Genomic DNA, 23,860 nt, shown 5'->3' with positions numbered 1-23,860 from the left:
TAACCGAGGGTTGGCTTCGGATACACTCCAGCCAACCTTATGCCCTCAGGAAATGTTGAGCCGGATATGCCGACACCTTCGAAAAACACCACGGTCTATGCCGCGCCGGTGATGCGCAAACTGGCGGAGATCGTTTCCGACTTGCAGCCGTCGTTGCGCAAGGTGGCGGACTTTATTCTGCGTCATCCCTTGAAGGCTGCGACGCTGACCATCGAGGAGATGGCGCACGAAACCTCCACTTCGCCCGCTGCGGTCAACCGTTTGGCCAAGGCGCTGAACCTGGGTGGCTACACCGGCATGAAGGCCGAACTGGTCGCGACGTTGCAGCAGATGGTGTCGCCGGTCGACAAACTGCGCAACGAACTGGCACATCGGCCCGGCGGCGCGTTTGGCCTGCATGAGCAAATCCAGAGCGCCAGCAGCAACCTCGCCACGGCAGCGACCAACAATCACGAAGACGCCTTTGAAGCGTTTGTCACCTGCCTGACCCAAGCGCGCAAAATTTACATCCTGGGCTTTGGCAACAGTGTCTACTTCGCTGGCCTTGCCGCCTCGACCCTGATGCCCTTCTGTGCGGACGCCACCGCCATCAGCATGGAGGGCGGTAACGAAAACGCCGCTTACCGACTGGCCGCGATCACCGACCAGGATGTGCTGCTGGCGATCTCCCTGCCACGGTATTCCCTCGACACCCTGCAACTCGCCCGCTTCGCCCATGAGCGAGGCGCTTCGGTGCTGGCGATCACCGATTCACCCGCCTCGCCGCTCACCAGCATTGCCGAACACGTGCTATTCGCCCCCGCCGACCATCCGGTATTGACCAGTTCCAACATCGCGGTGCTCGCCTTGATCGAAGGCTTGGTGGCAGGCGTGATGGCACGCAACAAGGAAGCGGTGAAGCTGGCGACGGAATTGACCGAAAGCGTGATGGCTTACCTGCACGTGCCCACCAGCGGTAAATCACCAAAGAAGTGATCGTGCTCGACTGGCGCTCATGCTCGGTTTCCCGAGCCCCTGAGCCCGATCACACGGCTAGACCCCGAACTCTTTCTCCAATTCCGTCTTCATCCACTGGATGAACCACGCGACATCCGCTGACAACTCGGCAGTCGGCGTCAGGACCCGATAGCTATCCAGCTTCACCTGGGTGTCCAGTACCTTCACCAGTTTGCCGGCGGCGAGTTCTTCGCGCACCAGCACTTCATTGGCCAGCGCTATGCCCTGCCCGCTCTCGGCCACGGACAGCGCGTGGTCGTTGTTGACGTAAAGCATGTCTGAGCTCAGGTGGACATCCAGTCCATAGGCGGCGAACCACATATTCCACCACTCGCCGTCGTCGACGTGGATCAGTTTGTGTTTGACCAGGTCAGCCGGGCTCTCGATGGGGTCGATGCTGGCCAGGTAACCCGGGGTGCAGATCGGAAAGACTCGTGGACAGATCAGGCTTGCGCGTGAATGCGGGTATTGCCCATCCAGGCCATAGACAATGCCCAGGTCGGCATTTTTCCCGTCGACATCGCTGAAGGTGGAGTTGGGTTCGATGGCGAACTTCAACCCCGGTCGAAGGTGACGCATGGCTTCAAGGCGTGGTGTCAGCCAGCGTTTGGCGAATCCCGGTACCACCATGATTCGCAGCCACCGTTCGGCATCCTTGGGCCGTATCTCCTTTCCCGCCTCGATGATCAACTGCAAGGCTGCACAAATCTTGCGGTAGTACTTCTCCCCCGCCAGCGTCAGGGTCACGCCCCGGGAAGTACGCTCAAACAGTTGAACGCCCAGCCACTCTTCCAGCAACTTCACATGCCGCCCGATGGCGGGCTGAGTCACGTGCAGGGCTTTCGAGGCTTCGACGTAGCTGCCCAGGCGGGCCGCGGCGTCAAAGGCACGCACCGCATTGAGCGGTGGCAAACGGTGGTCAGGCATGGTTCTGAACGCCTTTAGCTATTAATTTTTTTAACAGGACCTATGTTAAATCTGAAGTTTCGCTCCTGCAATCGCTCACTGATAATCGCCCCACAGCACAACAAAAAAACTGCTGGTCCACACCCAAACGCAATTCGATCCTGCTCAAAAAAAACAATATCCATCGCCGTCGGCAACGCTATTAACAGCGCCTGCGCAGGTGATGGGGGAATCGGAGGTAACGCATGAATGCCCTGCATTCGCTGCAAACGCTGGCGGTCTCTATCCGCTCAGTGCGTAAAGTCTACGGTGATCCACACGCTGGCCCGGTGGCGCTGAAAAGCATCGACCTGGACATTCGCGATAACGAATTCTTCACCCTCCTCGGCCCGTCAGGCTGCGGTAAAACCACCCTCTTGCGGATGATCGCCGGGTTCGAATTCCCAACCGAGGGTGAGATTTTGCTCTACGGCGAAAACATCGCCGAACGCCCACCCTTCGAACGACCGGTCAACACGGTGTTCCAGCATTACGCATTGTTCCCGCACATGACCATCGCCGAAAACCTGGCCTTCGGTCTCGAATCGCACCCCATGGGCAACGTCCTGAACAAAGCGCAAATCGCCGAAAGAGTGCGCGAGATGCTCGCCCTGGTGCAGATGGAACGGTTCGCCGCACGCAAGCCGGCACAACTCTCCGGCGGCCAACAACAGCGTGTCGCCCTGGCCCGCGCACTGGCTCCGCATCCCAAGGTTCTATTGCTGGATGAGCCGCTATCGGCATTGGACCTCAAGTTGCGCCAAGCCATGCGCGAAGAACTGAAAACCATCCAGGCCAAGACCGGCATCACCTTCATCTTCGTCACTCACGACCAGGAAGAAGCCCTGACCATGTCCGACCGCATCGCCGTGTTGTCCGAAGGCGAAGTCCAGCAAGTCGGGGCCCCGGAAGACATCTACGAACGTCCACGCAATCGCTTTGTAGCGGACTTCATCGGCGAAACGAACTTTATCGAAGGTACCGTCACTCGTGTTGACGCAGGCCAGGCCTGGTTCACCGGGCCTGCAGGTCACCCGCTGCCCGCGCAGTTTTGCAGCGACGTTCGGGTCGGCGATACGGTCGCGTTGTCTGTGCGTCCAGAACGTCTGCATCTGGTGCCGGAAAGCACCGACGGTGCGCTGCCTTGCCGAATCGATACGCAGATCTATCTCGGCACCGACCTGCAATATCAAGTCCGCCTGAGCGACGGTTCGCGCCTCACCGTGCGCACGCCCAACAGCGTCGACCCTGGCCAGCGCTTCGCCGTGGGCAGCCAGGCCGGTCTGCGGTTCGACCGCGGTAGCGCCAGCGTCCTGCACGATTGAGCACGAGGATTTGCCATGCCCGCATTACCGATTGCCAATACGCTGGAACGCCGTCGGGCCTTCCAGAGCTTCCTCGGCGTCAGCCCGGCGCTGATCGCCATCATCCTGTTTCTGATCGTGCCGATCCTGATCGTCATCGGTTATTCGCTGATGGAAGCCAACCCCTACGGTGGGGTAAACAAGGTCTTCAGCAGCGACGCCTACACCTCGCTGCTCTTCGAACGGCAACTGGACGACAGCCTGACCTTCGCCGACTCCTACCTGATCATCGCCTTGCGCTCGATCGGCATCGCCGGCTTAACCACCCTGATCACCTTGCTGATCGGCTTTCCCGTGGCGGTGTGGCTGGCCATGCAGCCAGCGCATCGGCGCGGACTGCTGATTTTTCTGATCACGGTGCCCTTCTGGGCCAACCTGCTGATCCGCACGTACGCCTGGATTCTGCTGCTGCGTAATACCGGGGTGATCAATAACAGTCTGATGGGCCTGGGCCTAATCGACCAGCCCTTGCAAATGCTCTACACCGATGGCGCGGTGCTGCTTGGGCTGGTCTATACCTACGCCCCCTTCGTTGTGCTGCCTATCTACGCCACGCTTGAAAAAATGGACACTCGCCTGCTGGAAGCCGCTCAGGACCTTTATGCCGGACGCCTGCGCACCTTGCGCAAAGTGGTGTTGCCCATCGCCAAACCGGGGATTCTTGCCGGCGCCATCCTGACCTTCGTGCCTTGTCTGGGGGCGATGATTGCCCCGGAGCTCTTGGGCGGCGGCACCCGGATGATGCTCGGAAATCTCATCTTCAGGCAGTTCAGCGATGCGCGTAACTGGCCATTCGGTGCGGCGCTCTCGTTGGTGCTGATGGCGGCGGTGATGTTGGTGTTGACCGTTTATGCCCTGCGCGCCGAGCGCCAACGCGTCGCCAAGGGAGGTGCATGATGCTGCGTCTACTCAACCGAAACAGGCTGGGCGTGCAGGACTTCCCTGGCTTCGGCGGCTTCAGTTTCCTGTTCTACCTGTACCTCTACGCACCGATCGTGGTGCTGGTGGTGTTCTCCTTCAATGCCAACCAGTCCGCAACGGTGTGGACCGGTTTCAGCCTCGACTGGTATCGCGCCGCGTTTGCCAACCAGGCGCTTCGACAAGCGGCGGGCAACAGCTTGTTGATTGCGGTCTGCGCGAGCATGGTCGCCACGGCCATCGCGACGCTAGCCGCCCTCGGTACTTCGCGGGGCGCAAAATTCAAGGGCCTGCAGTTGTCCATGGGCGCGATCATGTTGCCCCTGGTGCTGCCGGAAATTGTCGTCGGTGTGGCCACGCTCGCGCTGTTCTCCACCATTGGCCTGTCCCTGGGCTACGGCAACCTGATCATCGCTCACACGGTGTTCTGTATCCCCTTTACGTATCTGCCGATTCGCGCACGGCTCAACGACATGGACCTGTCCCTGGAGCAAGCCTCGGCGGACCTCTATGCCGGCCCATGGCGGACCTTTCGAAAGGTCACTCTGCCGCTGTTGATGCCGGGGATCGTCTCTGGGCTGATGCTCGCCTTCATCGTTTCGCTGGATAACTTCGTGATCTCGATGATGGTCTCCCAGGCGGGCACCACCACCTTGCCGATCTTCATCTTCGGCCTGCTACGCATGGGTGTGACACCTGACGTCAACGCCGTCTCGACCCTGATCCTGGGCGTCTCGGTGCTGTTCGTCAGTCTCTCTTACCTGCTGGGCAAAAAGAACGCCTGACCTTTTTACGAACCGTGGGGAATTAGCATGAGCAAGTGGATTAAAAGTATCGGCACTTCGTTGTTCCTGACCTTACCGCTGACCCTGGTCGCCAGCGTTCAGGCCGCGGAAAAACTCAACGTGGTGAGCTGGAGCGGTTACTTTTCGCCGGAGATTCTCGCCAAGTTCCAGAAACAGACCGGGATCGAAGTCACGGTCGACTCCTACGACTCCAACGAAACACTGCTGGCCAAACTGAAACAGGGAGGCGCTGGCTATGACGTGGCGATTCCGTCGCACCAGTTCATACCGATCCTGATCAAGGAACAGTTGCTGGAACGCTTCGACCCGGTCAATGAGCCCTACTATGCCAGCGTCGTCGACAACCTGAAAAAGCCCACCTGGGACCCGGAAGGTGCCTATTCCATACCTTTCATCTGGGGTACCACCAGCGTGGTACTGAACACCGATCGCTACAAAGGTCCGGCCGACAGCTACAAAGTACTTTACGAGCCGCCGGCTGAATTGCAGGGACGAATCAACATGTTTGATTCGGTCAGCGAAGTCATCGACATGGCCAGCCTGTACCTGAATATCCCGCTGTGCAGTGAAGACCCCAAGCAGATGCAACAAGTGCTGACCCTGCTCAAGGCGCAAAAGCCCTTCGTCAAAACCTACAGTTCGAAGGCTGGCTCCATTCGCGAAAACCTTGCCTCGGGTGAAATCGACATGTCGACGTTCTGGGGCGGTTCGTCAATGCGGGCCCGGGAAATGAAACCCGCTCTGAAATACCTTTATCCGAAAGAAGGTGTGCTGGCGTGGGTCGATAACATGGTTATCCCGGCGGGCAGCAAGAACCCGGCGAACGCCAAGGCGTTCATCGCATTCCTCAGCCAGCCGGAAAATGCCGCGATGACGCAGAACTTCCTCAAGCACCAGAGCCCGATCAAGGGTGTGGAACCGTTCCTTGACGCCAGCCTGAAGGAAGCCCCGGAGCTGCACATTCCCGAAGGTACCCAGGTGGTGTTCAGCAAGACCTGTGGCGAAGGCGCGATCCGCCTGGCCGATCGTCTCTGGACCAGCCTGATGCGTTGATTCCTACCGCCCCGTCACGGTGACGGGGTGTTCCTCCAGCCGTCCGAAAGGCAGCGTTGCAATGACTTCTAATAACATCAGCGAACTGGTCCTGCTGCAGGCCCATCAACTCGCCGAACGCATCCGCTTGCGCCAGGTTTCCTGCCGGGAAGTGATGCAGACTTATCTTGCCCATATCGATCGTTTCAATCCGCGAGTCAATGCCCTGATCAGCCTGCAAGCGCCGGAAGACCTGCTGGCGCAGGCCGATTTACGCGACGCCGAACTGGCACGGGGCGAGTACCGTGGCTGGATGCATGGCTTGCCCCATGCGGTCAAAGACCTGTCGCTGACCCGCGGCATCCGCACGACGCTGGGGTCGCCGTTGTTCAAGAATTTCATCCCTGAGCGCGACGGCATCATGGTGGAGCGGATCAAGGCCGCTGGCGCGATCATTATCGGCAAGAGCAACACACCGGAATTCGGCCTCGGCTCGCAAAGCTACAACCCGTTGTTCGGCGCTACCGGTTGTGCCTTTGACCCGAGCAAGACCGCTGGCGGCAGCAGCGGCGGCGCCGCCGCAGCGCTGGCCATGCACTTGGTGCCAGTGGCCGATGGCAGCGACATGATGGGTTCGCTGCGCAACCCGGCCGCCTTCAACAATGTCTTCGGGTTCCGCCCATCGCAGGGGCGCGTGCCATTTGACGACAGTGCCGATCTGTTTTTCGATCAGCTCGGCTATGAAGGTCCCATGGGCCGTAGCGTGCGTGACGCAGCGTTGCTTTTGTCGGTGCAGGCCGGCGCCGATGCCCGCGCGCCACTGTCCATCGCCGAACCCGGCAGCGCCTTCGCCGCGCCGCTGGAGCGGGATTTCAAAGGCACCCGCCTGGGCTGGCTGGGTGACTTCAACGGCTACCTGCCGATGGAGAACGGCATTACCGCGCTGTGCGAAAAGGCCTTTGCTGATTTCGAAAGCCTGGGTTGCCACATCGAACCCGTGCAGCCCGAGTTCGCCCCGCAACAGCTGTGGAGCAGCTGGCGAACGCTGCGTCACTGGTCGGTCGCCGGCTCACTGGGGGCAGCCTATGGCGACCCACAAAAGCGTGCGCAGCTAAAACCGGAAGCCTGCTGGGAAATCGAAAACGGCCTGAAACTGGCGGCCAGCGAGGTCTTTGCCGCTTCAGTCGTGCGCAGTAACTGGTACCGCGCCCTCTCCAGGCTTTTCGAACGCTTCGACTACTTGCTGCTGCCGAGCGCCCAAGTGTTCCCGTTCGACAAAAATGTCCCGTGGCCGACGTCCATTGAAGGCACGGCCATGGATACCTATCACCGCTGGATGGAAGTCGTAATCCCGGGCACCCTTTCTGGCTGTCCAGTGGCCAATGTGCAAGTTGGTTTCAACGAAAACGGGCTACCCATGGGGATGCAGATCATCGGTCGACACCAGGCCGATTTCGCGGTGTTGCAGTTGGCCCACGCGTACGAGCTGGCAAGCCGCTGGTTCGCCCGGCACCCGTCCCCCCTACTCAAGGGGGACAGTTGACAAGGCAGTCAATCCGCCTGGAAGGCTGCGGCAAAGTGGTTGTCTGCTACAGTGTTTTCAACCTTTCTACCGCCTATGGACCTCTCTGTGACGACGCCAATGGATGACCCGACGCCTGAGCCTCAATCCATCTGCAACCCCATTACCAGCAGCGCGATTTTTATCGTGGCGACCTTAGCGTCTGCCAGTGACTCTGCCAGTCAAGTGCGAGCCTGGTGCGCGGACATCGCGGCCCTCACACGCTCGGTTGGCAAACGGGTCCCCTCGGGCAATTTGTCCTGTGTCTGTGGCTTTGGGTCCACCGCATGGGACACCTTGTTTGGCAGCCCGCGCCCCGCTTCACTGCACGCCTTCCGCGAGTTTGGTGCGCAGGGACGGCGAGCCGTTGCAACGCCTGGCGATGTTTTGCTGCACATTCGTGCAGACCAGATGGATCTGTGTTTTGAACTGGCGACGCAGTTACTCTCGTCACTTGGCGAAGCCATCTCGGTCGTCGATGAAGTCCAGGGTTTTCGCTATTTCGATATGCGCAGCATCATCGGCTTTGTCGATGGCACCGAAAATCCCGCCGGCCGCAAGGCGGTCGACTTCACGATAGTGGGCAATGAAGATCCGGCGTTTACCGGCGGCAGCTATGTGCTGGTGCAGAAGTACTTGCACAACATGACCGCCTGGAACGCGTTATCCGTTGAGGCCCAGGAGCGGATTATCGGACGAACCAAATTGTCCGATATCGAGCTTGATGACGCGGTCAAACCGACCTCTTCGCACAGTGCCCTGACCACAATCACCCAGGACGGGCAAGAAGTGAAAATCTTGCGCGACAACATGCCTTTTGGCCGGCCAGGTGCCAGCGAGTTTGGCACCTACTTCATAGGATATGCGCGCTCGCCTGCCCCGCTTGAACAGATGCTGGAAAACATGTTTGTCGGCAGACCACCGGGTAACTATGACCGGCTGCTCGATTTCAGCACGGCGGTCACCGGAGGGTTATTCTTCGTTCCTTCATCAGACCTGCTGGAAACACTGGCTGATCGAATGCCTTAGGATCGGCGATCAAGGATCAACTTGCCCCATCAGTTCAGCCACCGACTCCTGGCGCTTGGCATAACGTTGCGCGAGCACCGCACAGATCATCAGCTGAATCTGATGGAACAGCATCAGCGGCAGGATCAACACGCCAATGGTACTGCCGGCGAAAAGCACCTGGGCCATCGGTACACCGGTCGCCAGGCTTTTCTTTGAACCGCAGAAGAGGATGGTGATGCGGTCTTCCTGATTGAAGCCAAAGGCTTTGCCCAGCACGGTAGCGGCCATTAACACCAGCCCCAGCACCACGCAGCAAACGACCACCAAACCGGCCAGGTCCCGCAGCGGAATCTGCTGCCAGATGCCTTCGTTCACCGCTTCGCTGAACGCACCGTAGACCACCAACAGAATCGAGCCCTGATCAACGAACTTCAACCAACTCTTGTTACGCCCCACCCAGGCACCGATCCAGCACCGCGCGACCTGCCCGGCAATAAACGGCAGCAACAGCTGCACGCTGATCTTCACAATCGCATCGACGGTCGAGCCGCCGTCGCCATGCACATTCAACAGCAGCGTCACCAGCAACGGCGTAAGAAAAATCCCGAACAGGCTGGACGCCGCCGCGCTGCAAATCGCCGCCGGAATGTTTCCGCGAGCCAGCGACGTAAAGGCAATCGCCGACTGCACCGTGGCGGGCAGCGCGCAGAGGTAGAGCATGCCCATGTACAGATCATTGCCAATCAACGGCGACAGCAACGGCTTGAGCGCCAGCCCCAGCAGCGGGAACAGCACGAAGGTCAGGCCGAATACCAGCAAATGCAGGCGCCAGTGACCGGCACCGGCAATGATCGACTCGCGCGACAGCTTGGCGCCATGCAGAAAAAACAGCAGAGCAATGGCGATGTTGGTCAGCCAGCCAAAACCCACCGCGACCTGCCCCGTAGCGGGCAGCAAGCTGGCAAGAACCACTACGCCTATCAGGGTCAGGGTGAAGTTGTCGGGTAAGAAACGGGGGCGGGTCATCAGGATCATCCGGGGTTGCCTGGAACGTGACTAAGACTCTAACCCGCCTGCAAATTACCGACTAACGCTAATAAGCCAGTAGATGTCGCCTAAAGGACATGACGCCGTTGCTTGTCCACGGGAGTGGCGCTCGGTTCAAACGGAGTGCCTGCATCTGTTGAAAATCCCCCTCGGAGCGCTGGGCCATTGACGCCTTCGCGAGCAGGCTCGCACAGGGGAATGCGATCAACTGTGTGCGAGCCTGCTCGCGAAGGCGTCACAACAGTCACAACGTCCTCTGCCCGTTCCCGATCCCTTTCGCAATATCAATCCCCCAATCCAGCGCCGCTTCCATATCCAGCAGATGCGGCCTTGGATCATGATCCTCGGAAATGACCGTGCCATCCGGTCGGTAAACTCCAATAAACATTTTCAGCGAACCGTCCCTCAATATTTCCGCCTTTATCTCGATCGTGCATCCGTTCGAAAGCGTTTCCCTGTGGTCCAAATGGCGCTCAGTCATTGCGGCAATCCTCCGGTCGTTGAAGTCCGCGTCAGGTATTCACCCGATCTTCATGTTAGCTCAGTGACACCCCACCAAAATGGCGCCCAGCGCTGACAGCGGCGTAATGCCACCTATACTCAAATCCACCGCCCCCACGGGGTCTGCACGCTCAACAATAAAAAGCAGAGGTGGAACATGGTCTGGCAGCAAGTCTACGACCCATTCGGTAACCCGGTGATTTCAACCATCATGGCGGCAGTCCCGGTCGTGGTGATGCTGGCCTCCCTGGCGTTTTTCCACATCAAGGCCCATATGGCGGCCTTGCTCGCCCTCACCTCAGCCCTGTTGATCGCAATCTTCGCCTTCGGCATGCCCGCGGGCATGGCTGGCTCGGCGGCGTTGTTCGGCGCCGCCAACGGGCTGCTGCCGATTGGCTGGATTGTGCTGAATATTATTTTCCTGCACCGGCTGACCACCGAAAACGGCTCGTTCAAGGTCCTGCAAGACTCTCTGGCGCGCATCACTGACGACCGACGCCTGCAATTGCTGCTGATTGCCTTCTGCTTCGGCGCGTTTTTCGAAGGGGCCGCCGGTTTCGGGACACCGGTGGCGGTGACCGGGGCCATTCTGATCGGGCTGGGTTTCTCGCCGCTGGCCGCGTCGGGACTGGCACTGATCGCCAACACCGCGCCAGTGGCGTTCGGCGCCTTGGGCACGCCAATCATTACGCTGGCCAAGGTGACCGGGCTGGATGAAATGGAGCTGTCGATGATGGTCGGCCGGCAATTGCCGTTTTTCTCGGTGCTCGTGCCGTTCTGGTTGATCTGGGCTTTCGCCGGCTGGCGCAAGATGCTGGAAATCTGGCCGCCGATTCTGGTGGCCGGGGTCAGCTTCGCGGTGCCGCAGTTCCTCGTGTCCAACTACCACGGCCCGATGCTGGTGGACGTGATCGCCGCGCTGATTTCCATGGCCTGCCTGACCGGTTTTCTCAAGGTCTGGAAGCCAGCCACTGTGCATACCTCTGCCGCCCTGTCCGGGCGCGTCGACAACTCGAAAGTCGATGCGGAGCATGACGAAAAACCCACCGCCACGGCGACGTTTTCAGCCGATGCCAAGCCTGCCGTGATGCGGGCGTGGATGCCGTGGATCATTCTTACGGTCTTCGTCTTCGCCTGGGGCACCCAAGGCTTCAAAAACATGTTCGATACCCGCCCGGCGATCGATCCGCAAACCAACTCGGCCAAGCTCGACCCTCAGGGCAAGCCGATGCGCGAAGCGAACCCGGTTTTCTCGCCAGCGCTGACCTTCACCACCTTGCACCTGCAGGTTGAGAAGGTGCCACCCGTGGTGCCTGCGCCTAAAACCGAGGAAGCGATTTACAAGTTCACCTGGTTCACCGCTACCGGTAGCGGAATCTTGCTCTCAGCCATCCTCGGCGGTCTGCTGATGGGCTACTCCATTCCCCAGCTGGTGCGCCAATACCTGCGAACGCTGTGGGTGGTGCGCTATTCGCTCACTACCATTGCGGCCATGCTTGCTCTGGGCTACCTCACCCGCTACTCGGGCCTCGATGCGACGATGGGACTGGCCTTTGCGGCAACCGGCATCTTCTACCCCATGTTCGGCACCCTGCTCGGCTGGCTCGGCGTGGCCCTGACCGGCTCGGACACCGCCTCCAACGTGCTGTTCGGTGGATTGCAACGGGTCACGTCCGAACAATTGGGCATCAGCCCGGTGTTGATGGCCGCTGCCAACAGTTCTGGCGGGGTGATGGGCAAGATGGTCGATGCTCAGTCAATCGTGGTGGCCTCCACCGCCACCCGCTGGTACGGCCATGAAGGGGAAATCCTCCGTTACGTGTTCTTCCACTCGATCATCCTGGCGATTCTGGTCGGCGGACTGGTGACGTTGCAGGCGTATGTGGCGCCATTCAGTCATATGGTGGTGGGCGGGCATTGATCGGCATCGCTCGGGCGAAGACCCGAAATGCTGTGTGTGTGTGTGTGTATATGTAGGAGCGAGCTTGCTCGCGAAGGTCGTTAAGAATAACGCGTGTTTACTGGCTAAACGTAGCGCTCTTGAGTCCTTCGCGAGCAAGCTCGCTCCTACACACAGCATTACGGTCTTCGCACGGACTTTCGTGAACGGAGTATCGTAAAGCGACTATGAACATTCTCTACGACGAACGTGTCGACGGTGTCCTGCCCGACGTGGACAAAACTGCGCTGTTGCAGGCCTTGCACGCGCAGTGGCCGGATCTGGAAGTCCTGCATCAGCAGGAAGAGCTCAGGCCGTACGAGTGCGATGGACTCTCCGCTTACCGCACCACACCGATGCTGGTGGTGCTGCCCCGCCGCATCGACCAGGTGCAAGGCGTGCTGCGACTGTGTCACGAACGGCAGGTACCGGTCGTCGCCCGGGGTGCCGGAACCGGTTTGTCCGGTGGTGCATTGCCACTGGAAAAAGGCGTGCTGCTGGTGATGGTGCGCTTCAACAACATCCTGCACATCGACCCGTCCGCCCGCACGGCGCGGGTCCAGCCGGGGGTGCGCAACTTGGCGATTTCCCAGGCGGCGGCACCGTTTGGCTTGTATTACGCGCCGGATCCCTCCTCGCAGATCGCCTGTTCGATTGGTGGCAATGTCGCGGAAAACGCTGGCGGTGTGCACTGCCTGAAATACGGCCTGACGGTGCACAACCTGCTCAAGGTCGAGATCCTGACCGTCGACGGTGAACTCCTGACCCTGGGTTCCGACGCGCTCGACGCTCCCGGCTTCGACCTGCTGGCGTTGTTCACCGGCTCCGAAGGCATGCTCGGGGTGATTACCGAAGTCACGGTCAAACTGCTGCCCAAACCGCAGACCGCCAAGGTGTTGCTGGCGGCGTTCGACTCCGTCGAAAAGGCCGGCCGCGCCGTCGGTGACATCATTGCCGCCGGCATCATTCCCGGTGGCCTGGAAATGATGGACAACCTGGCTATTCGTGCCGCTGAAGACTTTGTCCACGCCGGCTATCCAGTCGACGCCGAAGCCATTCTGCTGTGCGAGCTCGATGGCGTTGAAGCCGACGTCCATGATGACTGCGACCGCGTGCGGCAGGTGCTGGAACAGGCCGGCGCCACCGAAGTGCGCCAGGCCCGCGATGAGGCTGAACGGGTGCGCTTTTGGGCTGGGCGCAAGAATGCCTTTCCCGCGGTCGGTCGCCTCTCGCCGGATTATTACTGCATGGACGGCACGATCCCGCGCCGCGAGTTGCCCGGTGTGCTGCATGCCATCGCCACCTTGTCGGCCGAGTACGACCTGCGGGTGGCCAACGTTTTTCACGCGGGCGACGGCAACATGCACCCGTTGATTCTGTTCGATGCCAACCAACCGGGTGAGCTCGATCGCGCCGAAGCCCTGGGCGGTAAAATTCTCGAATTGTGCGTGAAGGTCGGGGGCAGCATTACCGGTGAGCACGGCGTGGGACGCGAGAAAATCAATCAGATGTGCGCGCAGTTCAACAGCGACGAATTGACCGTATTCCATGCCGTCAAAGCCGCTTTCGACCCGGGTGGCTTGCTCAATCCCGGCAAGAACATTCCGACGCTGCACCGCTGTGCCGAATTTGGCGCCATGCACATTCACCTCGGTCAGATGCCCCATCCTGATCTGGAGCGTTTCTGATGCAAAGTGAATGGGATATCGATGACAGCGGTACGCTGCTGGAGCAGGTCAATCAGGCGCTGGAAAACGCCACGCCGCTGCGCATCCAGGGTTCCAACAGCAAGGCGTTTCTGGGGCGCATCGTCGCCGGTGAAATCCTCGACACGCGCGCTCACCGGGGCATCGTCAGCTACGACCCGACCGAACTGGTGATCACCGCACGCTGCGGCACGCCATTGGCAGAGCTTGCTGAAGTGTTGGACGCGGCGCAGCAGATGTTGCCGTGTGAACCGCCCGCCTTTGGTGACGGTGCCACCGTCGGCGGGATGATTGCCTGCGGGCTGTCGGGACCTCGGCGGCCCTGGGCAGGCTCGGTGCGCGACTTCGTCCTCGGAACACGCGTCATCACCGGCCACGGCAAGCATTTGCGCTTCGGTGGCGAGGTCATGAAAAACGTCGCCGGCTACGACCTGTCGCGCCTGATGACCGGCAGCTACGGTTCCCTTGGTGTCATTACCGAGGTCTCGCTCAAGGTCCTGCCCAAACCACGTCAAACCTTAAGCATCAGCCTGGACATGGACAGTGACCGCGCCTTGCTGCACCTCGCGGAATGGGGCCAGCAACCGCTGCCGATCAGCGCTGCGTGCCACGACGGGCAGCGCCTGCACCTGCGACTTGAGGGTGGCGAAGGCTCGGTGGCCGCAGCGCATGACCGGTTGGGCGGCGAGCTGCTGGACACTTCGTACTGGGATGATCTCAACGAGCATCAGTTGAGCTTCTTCGATGAGGATCAACCCCTGTGGCGCCTGTCGTTGCCGCACAACACCGCGTGGCTTGCCCTGCCCGGGCGGCAACTGATTGATTGGGGCGGTGCGCAACGCTGGCTCAAATCAAACGCAGACGCCGCGTTCATCCGCCAGGTCGTAGAGGACGTCGGCGGGCATGCGACCTGCTACAGCCACGGGCTGATCGACAGTCCCTTCCAACCGCTGTCGGCCGCGCTGTTGCGCTATCACCAGAACTTGAAGCGTCAACTCGACCCACGGGGCATTTTCAACCCCGGGCGCCTGTACGCGGAGCTTTGAACCATGCAGACGACCCTGAGTGAACGCGCCCGTCAGCTGCCTCGAGCCGCAGAAGCCGAAAGCATTTTGCGCACTTGCGTGCATTGCGGCTTCTGCAATGCGACCTGCCCGACCTATCAACTGCTGGGCGATGAACTGGACGGGCCACGGGGCCGCATCTACCTGATCAAGCAAGTGCTGGAAGGTAACGAGGCCACTCAGAAAACCCAACTGCATCTTGATCGCTGTCTGACCTGTCGCAATTGTGAAACCACCTGCCCCTCTGGCGTCGACTATCACAACTTGCTCGACATCGGCCGTGCGGTGGTGGATGCCGCGGTGCCACGCCCACTCGGACAGCGACTATTGCGCGAGGGATTGCGCGCGGTCGTACCCAACCCGGAGTTGTTCAAGAGGCTGGTCGGCAGCGGGCAGGTTTTCCGTGCATTTTTACCCGACACCCTGCAAATCAAATTGCCGCGCACTGTCTATCCGGCAAAGCCGCGTCCTCCCCTCCGGCATGCCCGGCGCGTGTTGATGCTCGAGGGCTGCGTGCAACCGAGTCTGTCACCCAATACCAGCGCGGCCACCGCGCGCGTCCTGGATCGACTGGGTATCAGCGTGATCCCGACCCGCGAGGCCGGTTGCTGTGGCGCCGTGGATTATCATCTGGACGCTCAGGCCGCCGGCCTTGACCGTGCCCGTCGCAATATCGACGCCTGGTGGCCGAGCATCGAACAAGGTGCCGAGGCGATTGTGCAAACCGCCAGCGGCTGTGGTGCGTTTATCAAAGACTATGGTCACTTGCTCAGTACCGACCCGGTGTATGCCGATAAGGCGAAAAGGGTCAGTGCGCTGGCCAGGGACCTGGTTGAAGTGCTGCGCGAGGAGCCACTGGAAAAGCTCGGCGTCCACAGTAATCAACGCCTGGCCTTCCATTGCCCTTGCACGTTGCAGCACGCGCAAAAGCTCGGCGGCGCGGTCGAGGCGATTCTGACGAGTCTGGGGTTCAACCTCACGTCCGTTCCCGACAGCCACCTGTGTTGCGGCTCGGCGGGTACCTATTCGCTGACCCAGCCCGAACTGTCCCGGCAACTGCGCGACAACAAACTCAATGCACTGGAAAGCGGACATCCCGACATCATTGTCACGGCCAACATCGGCTGTCAGTCCCACCTCGACGGCGCAGGCCGAACGCCGGTCCGGCACTGGATCGAACTGGTCGAAGCCGCGTTGCCCTCACCGAGCCCTGGAGAAACTCCATGAACAGTAAAGCCGTACTGAGCCAGATTGAAGTCAGCCAGATTCTCGCGGCGGCCCGCTGCGAAGCACAAAACAATCAATGGGCCGTGACCATCGTGATTGTCGATGACGGCGGCCATCCCCTGGCCCTCGAGCGCCTCGACGGTTGCGCCGCTTCCAGCGCCTACATCGCCACCGAAAAAGCGCGCACCTCCGCGCTGGGCCGGCGGGAGTCCAAAGGCTATGAAGAGATGGTCAACGGCGGGCGATTCGCCTTTCTGTCAGCGCCGTTGCTGACCTCTCTGGAAGGTGGCGTGCCGATCATCGTCGACGGCCAGGTGATCGGCGCGGTCGGCGTGTCCGGCGTCAAGTCCGAGCAGGATGCACAAGTGGCCAAGGCTGGGGCGCAATGCCTGAACTGTTGAATCGCGTGAGGCGCAGAACCTGATCCAACTCAAAAAATACCCGTATATGAGCCACAAGATGCCTTTGTTACTCGTATACAGGTAACGGATGGCCCAAAGAGGACATGCATAAGTGCCCCGTCTGACTGCGAAAGACTTTGCCCCTGAACTGCTGGAACTCTACGACTACTACGCCCACGGCAAGATCAATCGGCGGGAATTTCTCGATCGGGCGGCATTGTTCACGTTGGGCGGTTTGACGGCCAACGCGTTGCTCGCCGCGCTCAGTCCGAACTATGCAATGGCCGAGCAAGTTGAATTTACCGACCCGGACATCCTTCCCGAGTACATCACCTATCCCTCACCCAAGGGCAACGGGCAGGTTCGCGGTTACCTGGTGCGGCCGGCGAAAGCTACCGGCAAAGTGGCGGCCGTGGTGGTCGTGCATGAAAACCGCGGGCTCAACCCTTACATCGAGGACGTCGCCCGGCGTTTGGCCAAGGCCGGTTTAATCGCCCTCGCCCCCGATGGCCTGACCTCGGTTGGCGGCTATCCAGGCAATGACGACAAAGGCCGGGCGCTACAAGAGACCGTGAATCCTGAAAAACTCATGAATGATTTTTTTGCCGCCATCGAGTGGTTGATGGAACACGACGCGACCACCGGGAAAGTCGGCATCACCGGGTTCTGCTATGGCGGCGGAGTCACCAATGCTGCGGCCGTGGCCTATCCGGAACTGGGTGCCGCGGTGTCCTTTTATGGCCGACAGCCTGAGGCCAAGGATGTCGCCCGAATCAAGGCGCCGCTCATGCTTCACTACGGTGAGCTGGACACACGCATCAACGAAGGGTGGCCCGCCTTTGAGCAGGCCTTGAAAGCCGCGGGCAAGACCTACGAAGCCTACATCTACCCCGGCGCCAATCATGGTTTCCATAACGATTCCACACCTCGATACGACCAGGCGGCAGCCAAACTGGCCTGGGACCGTACGTTGGGGTGGTTTCGGCGCTACCTCGTCTAGACGGTCACCCTGTCGAACACGCTGCAGGGTGACCGCTGTCATAGATTGTCCAGGGGGGTTACTTCGGCTGCGCCACGGTGCGCAAATAGGGTTTCAGCGTTTTGAAGCCTTGCGGGTATTTCTTCCTGGCGTCCTCGTCGGACACCGAGGTGGGAATGATGACGTCATCGCCCGGACGCCAGTTTACCGGGGTGGCGACTGTGTGCTTGGCGTTCAACTGCAAAGAGTCGAGCAGACGCAACACTTCATCGAAGTTGCGCCCGGCACTCATTGGATAGATCAGCATCGCCTTGACCTTCTTGTCCGGGCCGATGATGAATACCGAACGCACCGTGGCATTGTCCACAGCGGTGCGCGAGCCGCCGCTGGCATTCGGGTGAATCATGTCGTAGAGCTTGGCCACCACCAGATTATCGTCGCCGATCATGGGGTAGTTGACCGCATGGCCCTGGGTTTCTTCGATGTCATCAGCCCAGGCTTTGTGATTACTGACAGGGTCAACACTGAGCCCGACGATCTTGGTGTTGCGTTTGTCGAACTCCGGCTTGAGTCCGGCCATGTAACCCAGCTCAGTGGTACATACCGGTGTGAAGTCCTTCGGATGCGAGAATAGAATGGCCCATTTGTCGCCAATCCATTCATGAAAGTGAATGGTGCCTTCAGTACTTTCGGCGGTGAAATCCGGGGCTTCATCGCCAATACGAATGGTCATGATCGATCTCCTTTCAGTGGCTGATAAGGACGTAGCGTCTGCGTTGAGTCTGTCAACGCGGATCAGTATAGGAGAGGCGCTGGAAAAGGCTGAGAAACGGACGCGAGGTGCAGGTGCGAATGGAGTTGCCGGTACGCGCCAACCAGTTGATCCAACGTAAACGCACGATTGCGCCCGCTCGGGTTGGGCAGCACCCATACCGAAGCATTGCCAAACGTCTTTGGTTGAAGCCCCCACGGAACCTCTCGCTGGCCGGACAACGCGCAATACGCCGCTTTACCGAGAAATGCCACGAGGCGTGGTGCATAGCGTGCGATTTTTTGTTCAAAATCCGCAGCGGCAGCCATGAATTCATGTAATGACAGCTGATCGGCTCGCGCCGTAGGCCGTTCCACCACCGCTGTTAATCCACACTGATACTGCAAGATTGTCCGATCGTTTTCCGGGCGGATTTCCTCCGGCGTAAAACCGGCGAGATGGAGGGTGCGCCAGAAGCGATTGCTTCTGCCGGCAAAATGATGGCCTTGGGCGGCTGCCATTACTCCCGGGTTGATGCCACAAAAAATCACGGCCAGTTGCTCAGCCAGAATATCTTCGAGTCTTTCTTCCACCCTAAACCTCTCAACCGCAGATTACGCTGACCGCATTGCGTGCAAGCTCGGTCAATTCAGCGCGGGATTTTCCCGCCCGGGCACGTATCGAAATGCTGTGCAGCAGGGAGGACGCGAGTACAGCCAGGGCCGCCGGGTCTACGTCGCTTTTCAACTCGCCGGAATCGACGGCCGCTCGCAGGCGCGTTTCGAGATCGGTATCGAGCCGGCTCAGCCGATCGCAAAGCACCTCTCGGATTTCAGAATCCTCGACGGCTTCGGTGGTCGCCGTGCCGATCGCAAAGCAGCCCCGCGGTTGGCCTTCTCCCGAAAAATAAATCGATAGCTGCCCTTCGTAGAAACGCATCAACGCGTCGCTCAAGGTCAGCTCGTGGTCCGTCAACGCCTCATGCATGGCCGCCGCGGCAAACTCCCAATACTGCTCAAGCGCTTTGATGTAGAGCGCGTGTTTGTCACCGAATGCCGCATAGAGACTGGGGCGATTCATCCCGGCCGCCGTAGCGATGCTGTCCAGAGAAGCGCCGGAATAGCCGGTACTCCAAAACACACCAAGCGCTTGCTGCAGCGCTGTCTGCGGGTCATACGCGCGAGGACGGCCGCGGCCTTTGCCCTCTGCAATCTTTTTTTGTGCCATGTCGTACAAAATCCTTGAATGGAAGTCGGTGAGTGGATATTCTTACACTATCGCACAAAATTAAGGAACCAAAAATTCCTTGATTTACGGTTTGTTGAAGCGGAGCTCGAACTGAGTGTTGCGGCGACGAAACAGGTGCGGCGGAGCAATCCTCTTGGCCGCACTCGGGCTTGATTCCTCACAGCAACTATTGACGTCAACGCCGCAGGCGAATTCTGCGGGCACGACTCCCGGTTAAAAGGTGTATTCGATCATGACTAAACAGTTCGACATCCCAGCTTCGCAGACCTTCGAACACCCCGTGCCGAACCCGCCTGGCGCGCTGCTCAAAAAACCGTTCAAAGAGAAACTGCGACCCTTCCTTATTGTCGGTTTGCCGGTGCTCTTCGCAGCGGTTGGCTACACGCACTATCAGGCGGGCGCGACGATTGTTTCGACCGATAACGCCTACGCCCGAGTGGCGAAAGCGTCGATCAACGCCCGTATTTCCGGACAAGTCGTCGAAATCGCGGTTGAGGACAACCAGCCGGTTCGCAAAGGCCAGGTGCTGTTCCGGATCGATCCGAAACCCTTCCAGATCGCGGTTAACCGCGCAGAAGCTCAACTGAGCGTTGCACGGCTGCACATCGATGGACTCAAGGCCAGTTACCGCCAACAGCAGGCCGAACTGCAATCGGCCAAAGAGTCGGCCGATTTCGACCAACGGGAATTTGGCCGCAAGAAAGCGCTGGTCGCGACCGAGTTCGTCTCGCGCGCCGTTTACGAACGCGCCGACACCGACCTTAAAGTGTCGCGGCAACGAATCGCTTCGATCGAACAGCAGATCGCGAGCACGGTCGTTGCATTGAACGGCAATCCAAACATCGAAGCCGATACTCACCCGACGGTTCGCGAGGCCAAGGCCCAACTCGACGAGGCGCAGCTCTACCTCTCGTATACAACGGTCTATGCGCCGGACGCTGGCATCGTGGCCAAGGTCGACGATTTGCAGGTTGGCAACTACGTCAACAACGGTGCGCCCGCCTTTGCGCTGCTGTCCGGTCGCGAGATTTGGGTGGAGGCCAACTTCCGTGAAACGGAGGTGACGCACATGCGTCCAGGCCAGGAAGCGACCATCAGCATCGATACGTACCCTGATCACTTATTCAAAGCCCACGTGACCAGCATGAGCCCGGGTGCAGGATCGGACTTCGCCCTGCTGCCACCGGAAAATGCGACCGGCAACTGGGTCAAGGTGGTTCAGCGGGTTCCGGTCCGACTCGAACTCGATGAAACCGACCCTACCCTGCCCCTTTTCTCGGGCACCAGCGCCACGGTCAAGGTGGATACCGGGTATCACACGCCTTGGTGGCACCCGCTCAAAGCCTTGTTGACTGCAGGTAACGACCGATGAATGCCCAACTTGCCGGCCCCCAAGGCCCGGGGACGTTAAGGTTCGCCGCGCTGCTCGCAACCTACATGCAGTCGGCAAACCTGCCTCTGCCAAACGCAGTGCTCAGGTTTATTCAGGCCAGTACGTCGATGAGCGACGACCAGGCTGGCTGGGTTTTCACCTCGTACCTCGCGGCGAGTGCGATCACCATGCCGATTGCGCAATGGCTTGCCGGGCGCTATGGCCTGAAGCTGGTTTATCAGGCCGCGCTGGCCTTTTTCGTCCTGGGTTTGCTGCTCGCTACGCAGGCAACGACGCCGCTGGAATTCGTCGGTGCGCGCATTATTCAAGGCTTGGCGAGTGGCGTGCTGGCACCCCTTTCAATGGCGATTTCAATGGAGACATTGCCACTGGAGAAGCGCGCGAAATTTGGCGCGACATGGACGGCAATCGTGCTCTTCGGCATCGTCAGCGGCCCGAGCATTGGAGGTTGGATCAGCGAACATTTCGGATGGCGCCCGATTTTCTACATCAGCGTTCCGCTGTCGGCGTTTATCTTTCTCGTGATGGCGTTGTTGCTGGCTGAAAAAAAGGCCGAGAAACGTCCCTCGTTCGACTTCTTCGGCTTCGGCAGCTTCACACTGGCGTTGATCAGCCTGCAAATGTTGCTCGACCGGGGTGAACGCCTGGACTGGTTTTCCTCGACCGAGATCTGGCTGGAAGCGATGGGTTGTGCACTCGGGCTCTACCTGTTTGCCGTGCATGTACTGACCACCAAGGTGCATTTCCTCAACAAGCGTTTGTTCAACGACCGCAACTTCGTGCTGTCGACGGTCATCTTTTTCGCCGTGGGGTTCGTGCTGTTGTCGACCATGGCGCTGACGTCACCCATGCTCGACGAAATTCTCGGCTACCCGCCTGACATCACGGGTTCCCTGACGATACCGCGCGGTGTGGGACTGGTCGGTGCGTTCCTGCTGATAGGCCGTGTACCCGAGCGTTTCGACCGTCGGCTGTTCGTGTCGGCAGGCGTTGTCGTGGTGATTTATGCCAACTGGCTGATGCTCGGCTATTCGCCGCTGATGGACTGGACGCCCGTGGCGGTGGCCGGTGCGATCCAGGGCATTGGCATCGGCATCTTGATGCCCTCGCTCACCAAGGTCGCGTTCAGCACGCTCGACCCCACGTTACGCCCGGAAGGTACTGGTTTTTTCAATCTGTCACGGGTGTACGGGAGCACCCTGGGCGTTGCGATTGTGCAACTGTTCTTCTTCAACAATACGCAAGCGATGCACATGGCGCTGGCCAGCAATCTGACGCCCTATCGCGCTGCCGCACTTTCCGCGCCGACATCGCTGCAAGCGTTGGCGGGACTCAACGAAATGATCACCGGCCAGGCCGCTTTTATCGCCGTGATCGACCAATTCAAGATTTTGATGTTCGCGATGCTGGTGGTGAGCCCACTGGTTGTCTTTCTTCGCAAGCCCGTTCCGACCAACTAGTTATCGTGGAGTTTGCCCAATGAAATCCAATGCGCTCTTCATCAACAGACAGCTGTTCAAAACTACCTTCGGTGCGGTGTCGGCGCTCGTGTTCCTGACCGCCTGTACCGTCGGCCCCGACTATCAAATGCCCCCACCGAGCCTGTCGCAACACTACGATCAACAGGCCGAGCAGCGTCTCGACCAACGCGGCAACAAACCGGGTGAACAACACATTGACCTTGGCAAGAAGGTCAGCGGTGACTGGTGGACGGCCTTCCATTCGCAAAAGCTCGACAAGGTTGTACGTCGCGCTATTGAAGGCAATCTTGAACTCGTGGCCGCGGACGCAACGATCCGGCAAGCGGCCTCCTCCGTCGCCGCGGCAGAAGGGGCACTGTATCCGCAGGTCGACTTTGCCGCGACGGCCGGCCGCCAGCGTGTACACAATGCAAAAGAACCGTCCATCTCCAATTTCTATGCGATTGGACCACGGGTCGGCTTTGACCTTGATGCTTTCGGCGGTAACAAGCGGCTGGTCGAACAGCAGGAAGCGTTTACCGATCTGCAGAAGCATCGCTACGACGCGGCGTACCTGACCCTGACGGGGAATGTGGCCAGCCAGGCGTTGTTGGTTGCCTCTGCGAACGCGCAGATGAAAGCCGTGGAAAAGCTGCTCGCCAATGACGCCAAGAACCTCGACCTCGTGCGCATGGCCCACATCAATGGCACCACTACGCAGATTGATGTTTCGCTGGCCGAGACCCGGCTTGCGCAGGACCGCACGCTGCTGCCGCCTCTCGCCCAGCAGCGTGATGCGGCACGCCATGCGTTGTCGATTCTCACGGGTAAAGGCCCGGGTGACTGGATCGCGCCTGACTTCGATTTTGCCGAGTTTGTATTGCCGGCAAACGTGCCCGTCAGCTTGCCATCGGAAATGGCTCACGGCCGGCCGGACGTCCTGCAAGCAGAAGCGGAACTGCACATGGCCAGCGCCGCCGTTGGAGTCGCGACCGCGAACCTCTATCCCCACGTCACGCTGTCCGCGTCGCTTTTACAGGCCGCTTCCGGCAATGGCGGCGCCGCGCTCTGGGGCTTCGCTGCGGGGTTGGCCGGGCCGATCTTCGATGGCGGAACACTCAAGGCTGAACGTCAGGCTGCCGTCGACGGCTACAAGGCGACGCTCGCTGGCTACCAGCAGACCGTTATTAGCTCGTTCGGCCAGGTCGCCGACTCGTTGCAGGCAATAAACCATGACGCTGAGGAAAACCTGGCGCAGGAGGACGCGTTACACGCTGCCGAAACCAGTTTGCGCTTGAACCAGCAGGCCTATGCGCAAGGCGAAAACAGCATTCTCCAGGTGCTGGAGACGGAGCGCGCCTACGAGCAGGCGCTACTGGGCCAGATCAAAGTGAAGACCGCGCAGTACCTCGACACCGTTCAGTTGTATGTGGCGCTCGGCGGTAATTCGGTCGGCGCATTCGAGCAAAGAGTGGCCGCTCGCGACGAACAGAAACCTTTATATCAATAGC

General features: G+C 59.8%; 22 protein-coding genes. 16 read left to right on the top strand and 6 right to left on the bottom strand.

Translation table 11 applies throughout. The features are described from left to right. The first annotated feature begins 66 nt into the window (after positions 1-66). Positions 67-975, top strand: a complete 909-nt coding sequence (locus ACM6IR_RS05120; protein WP_414906681.1) for a MurR/RpiR family transcriptional regulator — start codon at positions 67-69, stop codon at positions 973-975. Between the two features lie 57 nt (positions 976-1,032). Here the strand turns inward: ACM6IR_RS05120 and ACM6IR_RS05115 are convergent, their stop codons facing one another. Further along, a complete protein-coding gene (locus ACM6IR_RS05115; RefSeq protein WP_414906680.1) occupies positions 1,033-1,923 on the bottom strand; it encodes a LysR substrate-binding domain-containing protein in 891 nt (296 codons plus the stop codon). Positions 1,924-2,147: 224 nt separating this feature from the next. On the opposite strand from ACM6IR_RS05115, the gene ACM6IR_RS05110 reads away from it, so the two are divergent. From ACM6IR_RS05110 to ACM6IR_RS05085, 6 genes are all read left to right on the top strand, one after another. Then, complete coding sequence (locus ACM6IR_RS05110; protein ID WP_414906679.1) at positions 2,148-3,266, top strand: ABC transporter ATP-binding protein; 1,119 nt, start codon at positions 2,148-2,150, stop codon at positions 3,264-3,266. Between the two features lie 15 nt (positions 3,267-3,281). Then, the gene (locus ACM6IR_RS05105; RefSeq protein WP_414906678.1) at positions 3,282-4,202 is read left to right on the top strand and encodes an ABC transporter permease; all 921 of its coding nucleotides are present in this window, start codon (positions 3,282-3,284) and stop codon (positions 4,200-4,202) included. Further along, complete coding sequence (locus ACM6IR_RS05100) at positions 4,202-5,008, top strand: ABC transporter permease (RefSeq protein ID WP_414906715.1); 807 nt, start codon at positions 4,202-4,204, stop codon at positions 5,006-5,008. The genes ACM6IR_RS05105 and ACM6IR_RS05100 overlap by 1 nt, the downstream gene beginning before the upstream one ends. Before the next feature lie 27 nt (positions 5,009-5,035). Further along, entirely contained in the window at positions 5,036-6,082 is a 1,047-nt protein-coding gene (locus ACM6IR_RS05095) for an extracellular solute-binding protein (protein ID WP_414906677.1), read from the top strand. A 61-nt stretch (positions 6,083-6,143) separates the two neighbouring features. Beyond that, the gene (locus ACM6IR_RS05090; RefSeq protein WP_414906676.1) at positions 6,144-7,604 is read left to right on the top strand and encodes an amidase; all 1,461 of its coding nucleotides are present in this window, start codon (positions 6,144-6,146) and stop codon (positions 7,602-7,604) included. Between the two features lie 99 nt (positions 7,605-7,703). Beyond that, positions 7,704-8,651 carry a Dyp-type peroxidase gene (locus ACM6IR_RS05085; RefSeq protein ID WP_414906675.1) on the top strand — a complete coding sequence of 316 codons (948 nt, stop codon included), beginning with the start codon at positions 7,704-7,706 and terminating at the stop codon, positions 8,649-8,651. Between the two features lie 9 nt (positions 8,652-8,660). Here ACM6IR_RS05085 and ACM6IR_RS05080 read toward each other — a convergent pair whose 3' ends face one another. Further along, complete coding sequence (locus ACM6IR_RS05080) at positions 8,661-9,659, bottom strand: bile acid:sodium symporter family protein (RefSeq protein WP_414906674.1); 999 nt, start codon at positions 9,657-9,659, stop codon at positions 8,661-8,663. A 265-nt stretch (positions 9,660-9,924) separates the two neighbouring features. Next, positions 9,925-10,161, bottom strand: a complete 237-nt coding sequence (locus tag ACM6IR_RS05075; protein WP_414906673.1) for a hypothetical protein — start codon at positions 10,159-10,161, stop codon at positions 9,925-9,927. Between the two features lie 177 nt (positions 10,162-10,338). Between ACM6IR_RS05075 and ACM6IR_RS05070 the strand changes: the two genes are divergently transcribed. The 6 genes from ACM6IR_RS05070 (at position 10,339) to yghX (ending at position 17,518) form a co-directional block, all read left to right on the top strand. Beyond that, positions 10,339-12,102, top strand: coding sequence for an L-lactate permease (locus ACM6IR_RS05070; RefSeq protein WP_414906672.1), 1,764 nt, complete (start codon positions 10,339-10,341; stop codon positions 12,100-12,102). 206 nt (positions 12,103-12,308) lie between these two features. Then, on the top strand, positions 12,309-13,808 hold the full coding sequence (glcD, locus tag ACM6IR_RS05065) for a glycolate oxidase subunit GlcD (protein WP_414906671.1): 1,500 nt from the start codon (positions 12,309-12,311) through the stop codon (positions 13,806-13,808). Continuing rightward, positions 13,808-14,872 (top strand): glycolate oxidase subunit GlcE, encoded by a 1,065-nt coding sequence (gene glcE, locus ACM6IR_RS05060; protein WP_414906670.1) that lies wholly within the window; start codon positions 13,808-13,810, stop codon positions 14,870-14,872. The genes glcD and glcE overlap by 1 nt, the downstream gene beginning before the upstream one ends. A 3-nt stretch (positions 14,873-14,875) precedes the next feature. Continuing rightward, complete coding sequence (gene glcF / locus ACM6IR_RS05055; protein WP_414906669.1) at positions 14,876-16,117, top strand: glycolate oxidase subunit GlcF; 1,242 nt, start codon at positions 14,876-14,878, stop codon at positions 16,115-16,117. Continuing rightward, positions 16,114-16,518, top strand: coding sequence for a heme-binding protein (locus tag ACM6IR_RS05050; RefSeq protein ID WP_414906668.1), 405 nt, complete (start codon positions 16,114-16,116; stop codon positions 16,516-16,518). Before glcF ends, ACM6IR_RS05050 begins: the two co-directional genes overlap by 4 nt. A 112-nt stretch (positions 16,519-16,630) precedes the next feature. Further along, entirely contained in the window at positions 16,631-17,518 is an 888-nt protein-coding gene (gene yghX, locus ACM6IR_RS05045; protein WP_414906667.1) for a YghX family hydrolase, read from the top strand. A gap of 58 nt (positions 17,519-17,576) precedes the next feature. Here the strand turns inward: yghX and ACM6IR_RS05040 are convergent, their stop codons facing one another. The 3 genes from ACM6IR_RS05040 to ACM6IR_RS05030 all read right to left on the bottom strand — a co-directional run bounded on the left by ACM6IR_RS05040 (position 17,577) and on the right by ACM6IR_RS05030 (position 19,475). Continuing rightward, positions 17,577-18,230 (bottom strand): peroxiredoxin, encoded by a 654-nt coding sequence (locus tag ACM6IR_RS05040; RefSeq protein WP_414906666.1) that lies wholly within the window; start codon positions 18,228-18,230, stop codon positions 17,577-17,579. A gap of 62 nt (positions 18,231-18,292) precedes the next feature. Beyond that, positions 18,293-18,841 carry a G/U mismatch-specific DNA glycosylase gene (mug, locus tag ACM6IR_RS05035; RefSeq protein ID WP_414906665.1) on the bottom strand — a complete coding sequence of 183 codons (549 nt, stop codon included), beginning with the start codon at positions 18,839-18,841 and terminating at the stop codon, positions 18,293-18,295. Positions 18,842-18,851: 10 nt separating this feature from the next. Then, positions 18,852-19,475 (bottom strand): TetR/AcrR family transcriptional regulator, encoded by a 624-nt coding sequence (locus ACM6IR_RS05030; protein ID WP_414906664.1) that lies wholly within the window; start codon positions 19,473-19,475, stop codon positions 18,852-18,854. Positions 19,476-19,728: 253 nt separating this feature from the next. On the opposite strand from ACM6IR_RS05030, the gene ACM6IR_RS05025 reads away from it, so the two are divergent. From ACM6IR_RS05025 to ACM6IR_RS05015, 3 genes are read left to right on the top strand one after another with little or no spacing between them, the layout of a single operon-like run. After that, positions 19,729-20,868 carry an HlyD family secretion protein gene (locus tag ACM6IR_RS05025; protein ID WP_414906663.1) on the top strand — a complete coding sequence of 380 codons (1,140 nt, stop codon included), beginning with the start codon at positions 19,729-19,731 and terminating at the stop codon, positions 20,866-20,868. Further along, complete coding sequence (locus tag ACM6IR_RS05020) at positions 20,865-22,349, top strand: DHA2 family efflux MFS transporter permease subunit (RefSeq protein ID WP_414906662.1); 1,485 nt, start codon at positions 20,865-20,867, stop codon at positions 22,347-22,349. The genes ACM6IR_RS05025 and ACM6IR_RS05020 overlap by 4 nt, the downstream gene beginning before the upstream one ends. A 19-nt stretch (positions 22,350-22,368) precedes the next feature. After that, the gene (locus ACM6IR_RS05015; protein WP_414906661.1) at positions 22,369-23,859 is read left to right on the top strand and encodes an efflux transporter outer membrane subunit; all 1,491 of its coding nucleotides are present in this window, start codon (positions 22,369-22,371) and stop codon (positions 23,857-23,859) included. Position 23,860 lies beyond the last annotated feature (1 nt).

This window comes from Pseudomonas sp. IT-P253, assembly GCF_949768125.1.
GTDB lineage: Bacteria > Pseudomonadota > Gammaproteobacteria > Pseudomonadales > Pseudomonadaceae > Aquipseudomonas.
This window is presented reverse-complemented; position numbering and strand designations above follow the sequence as displayed.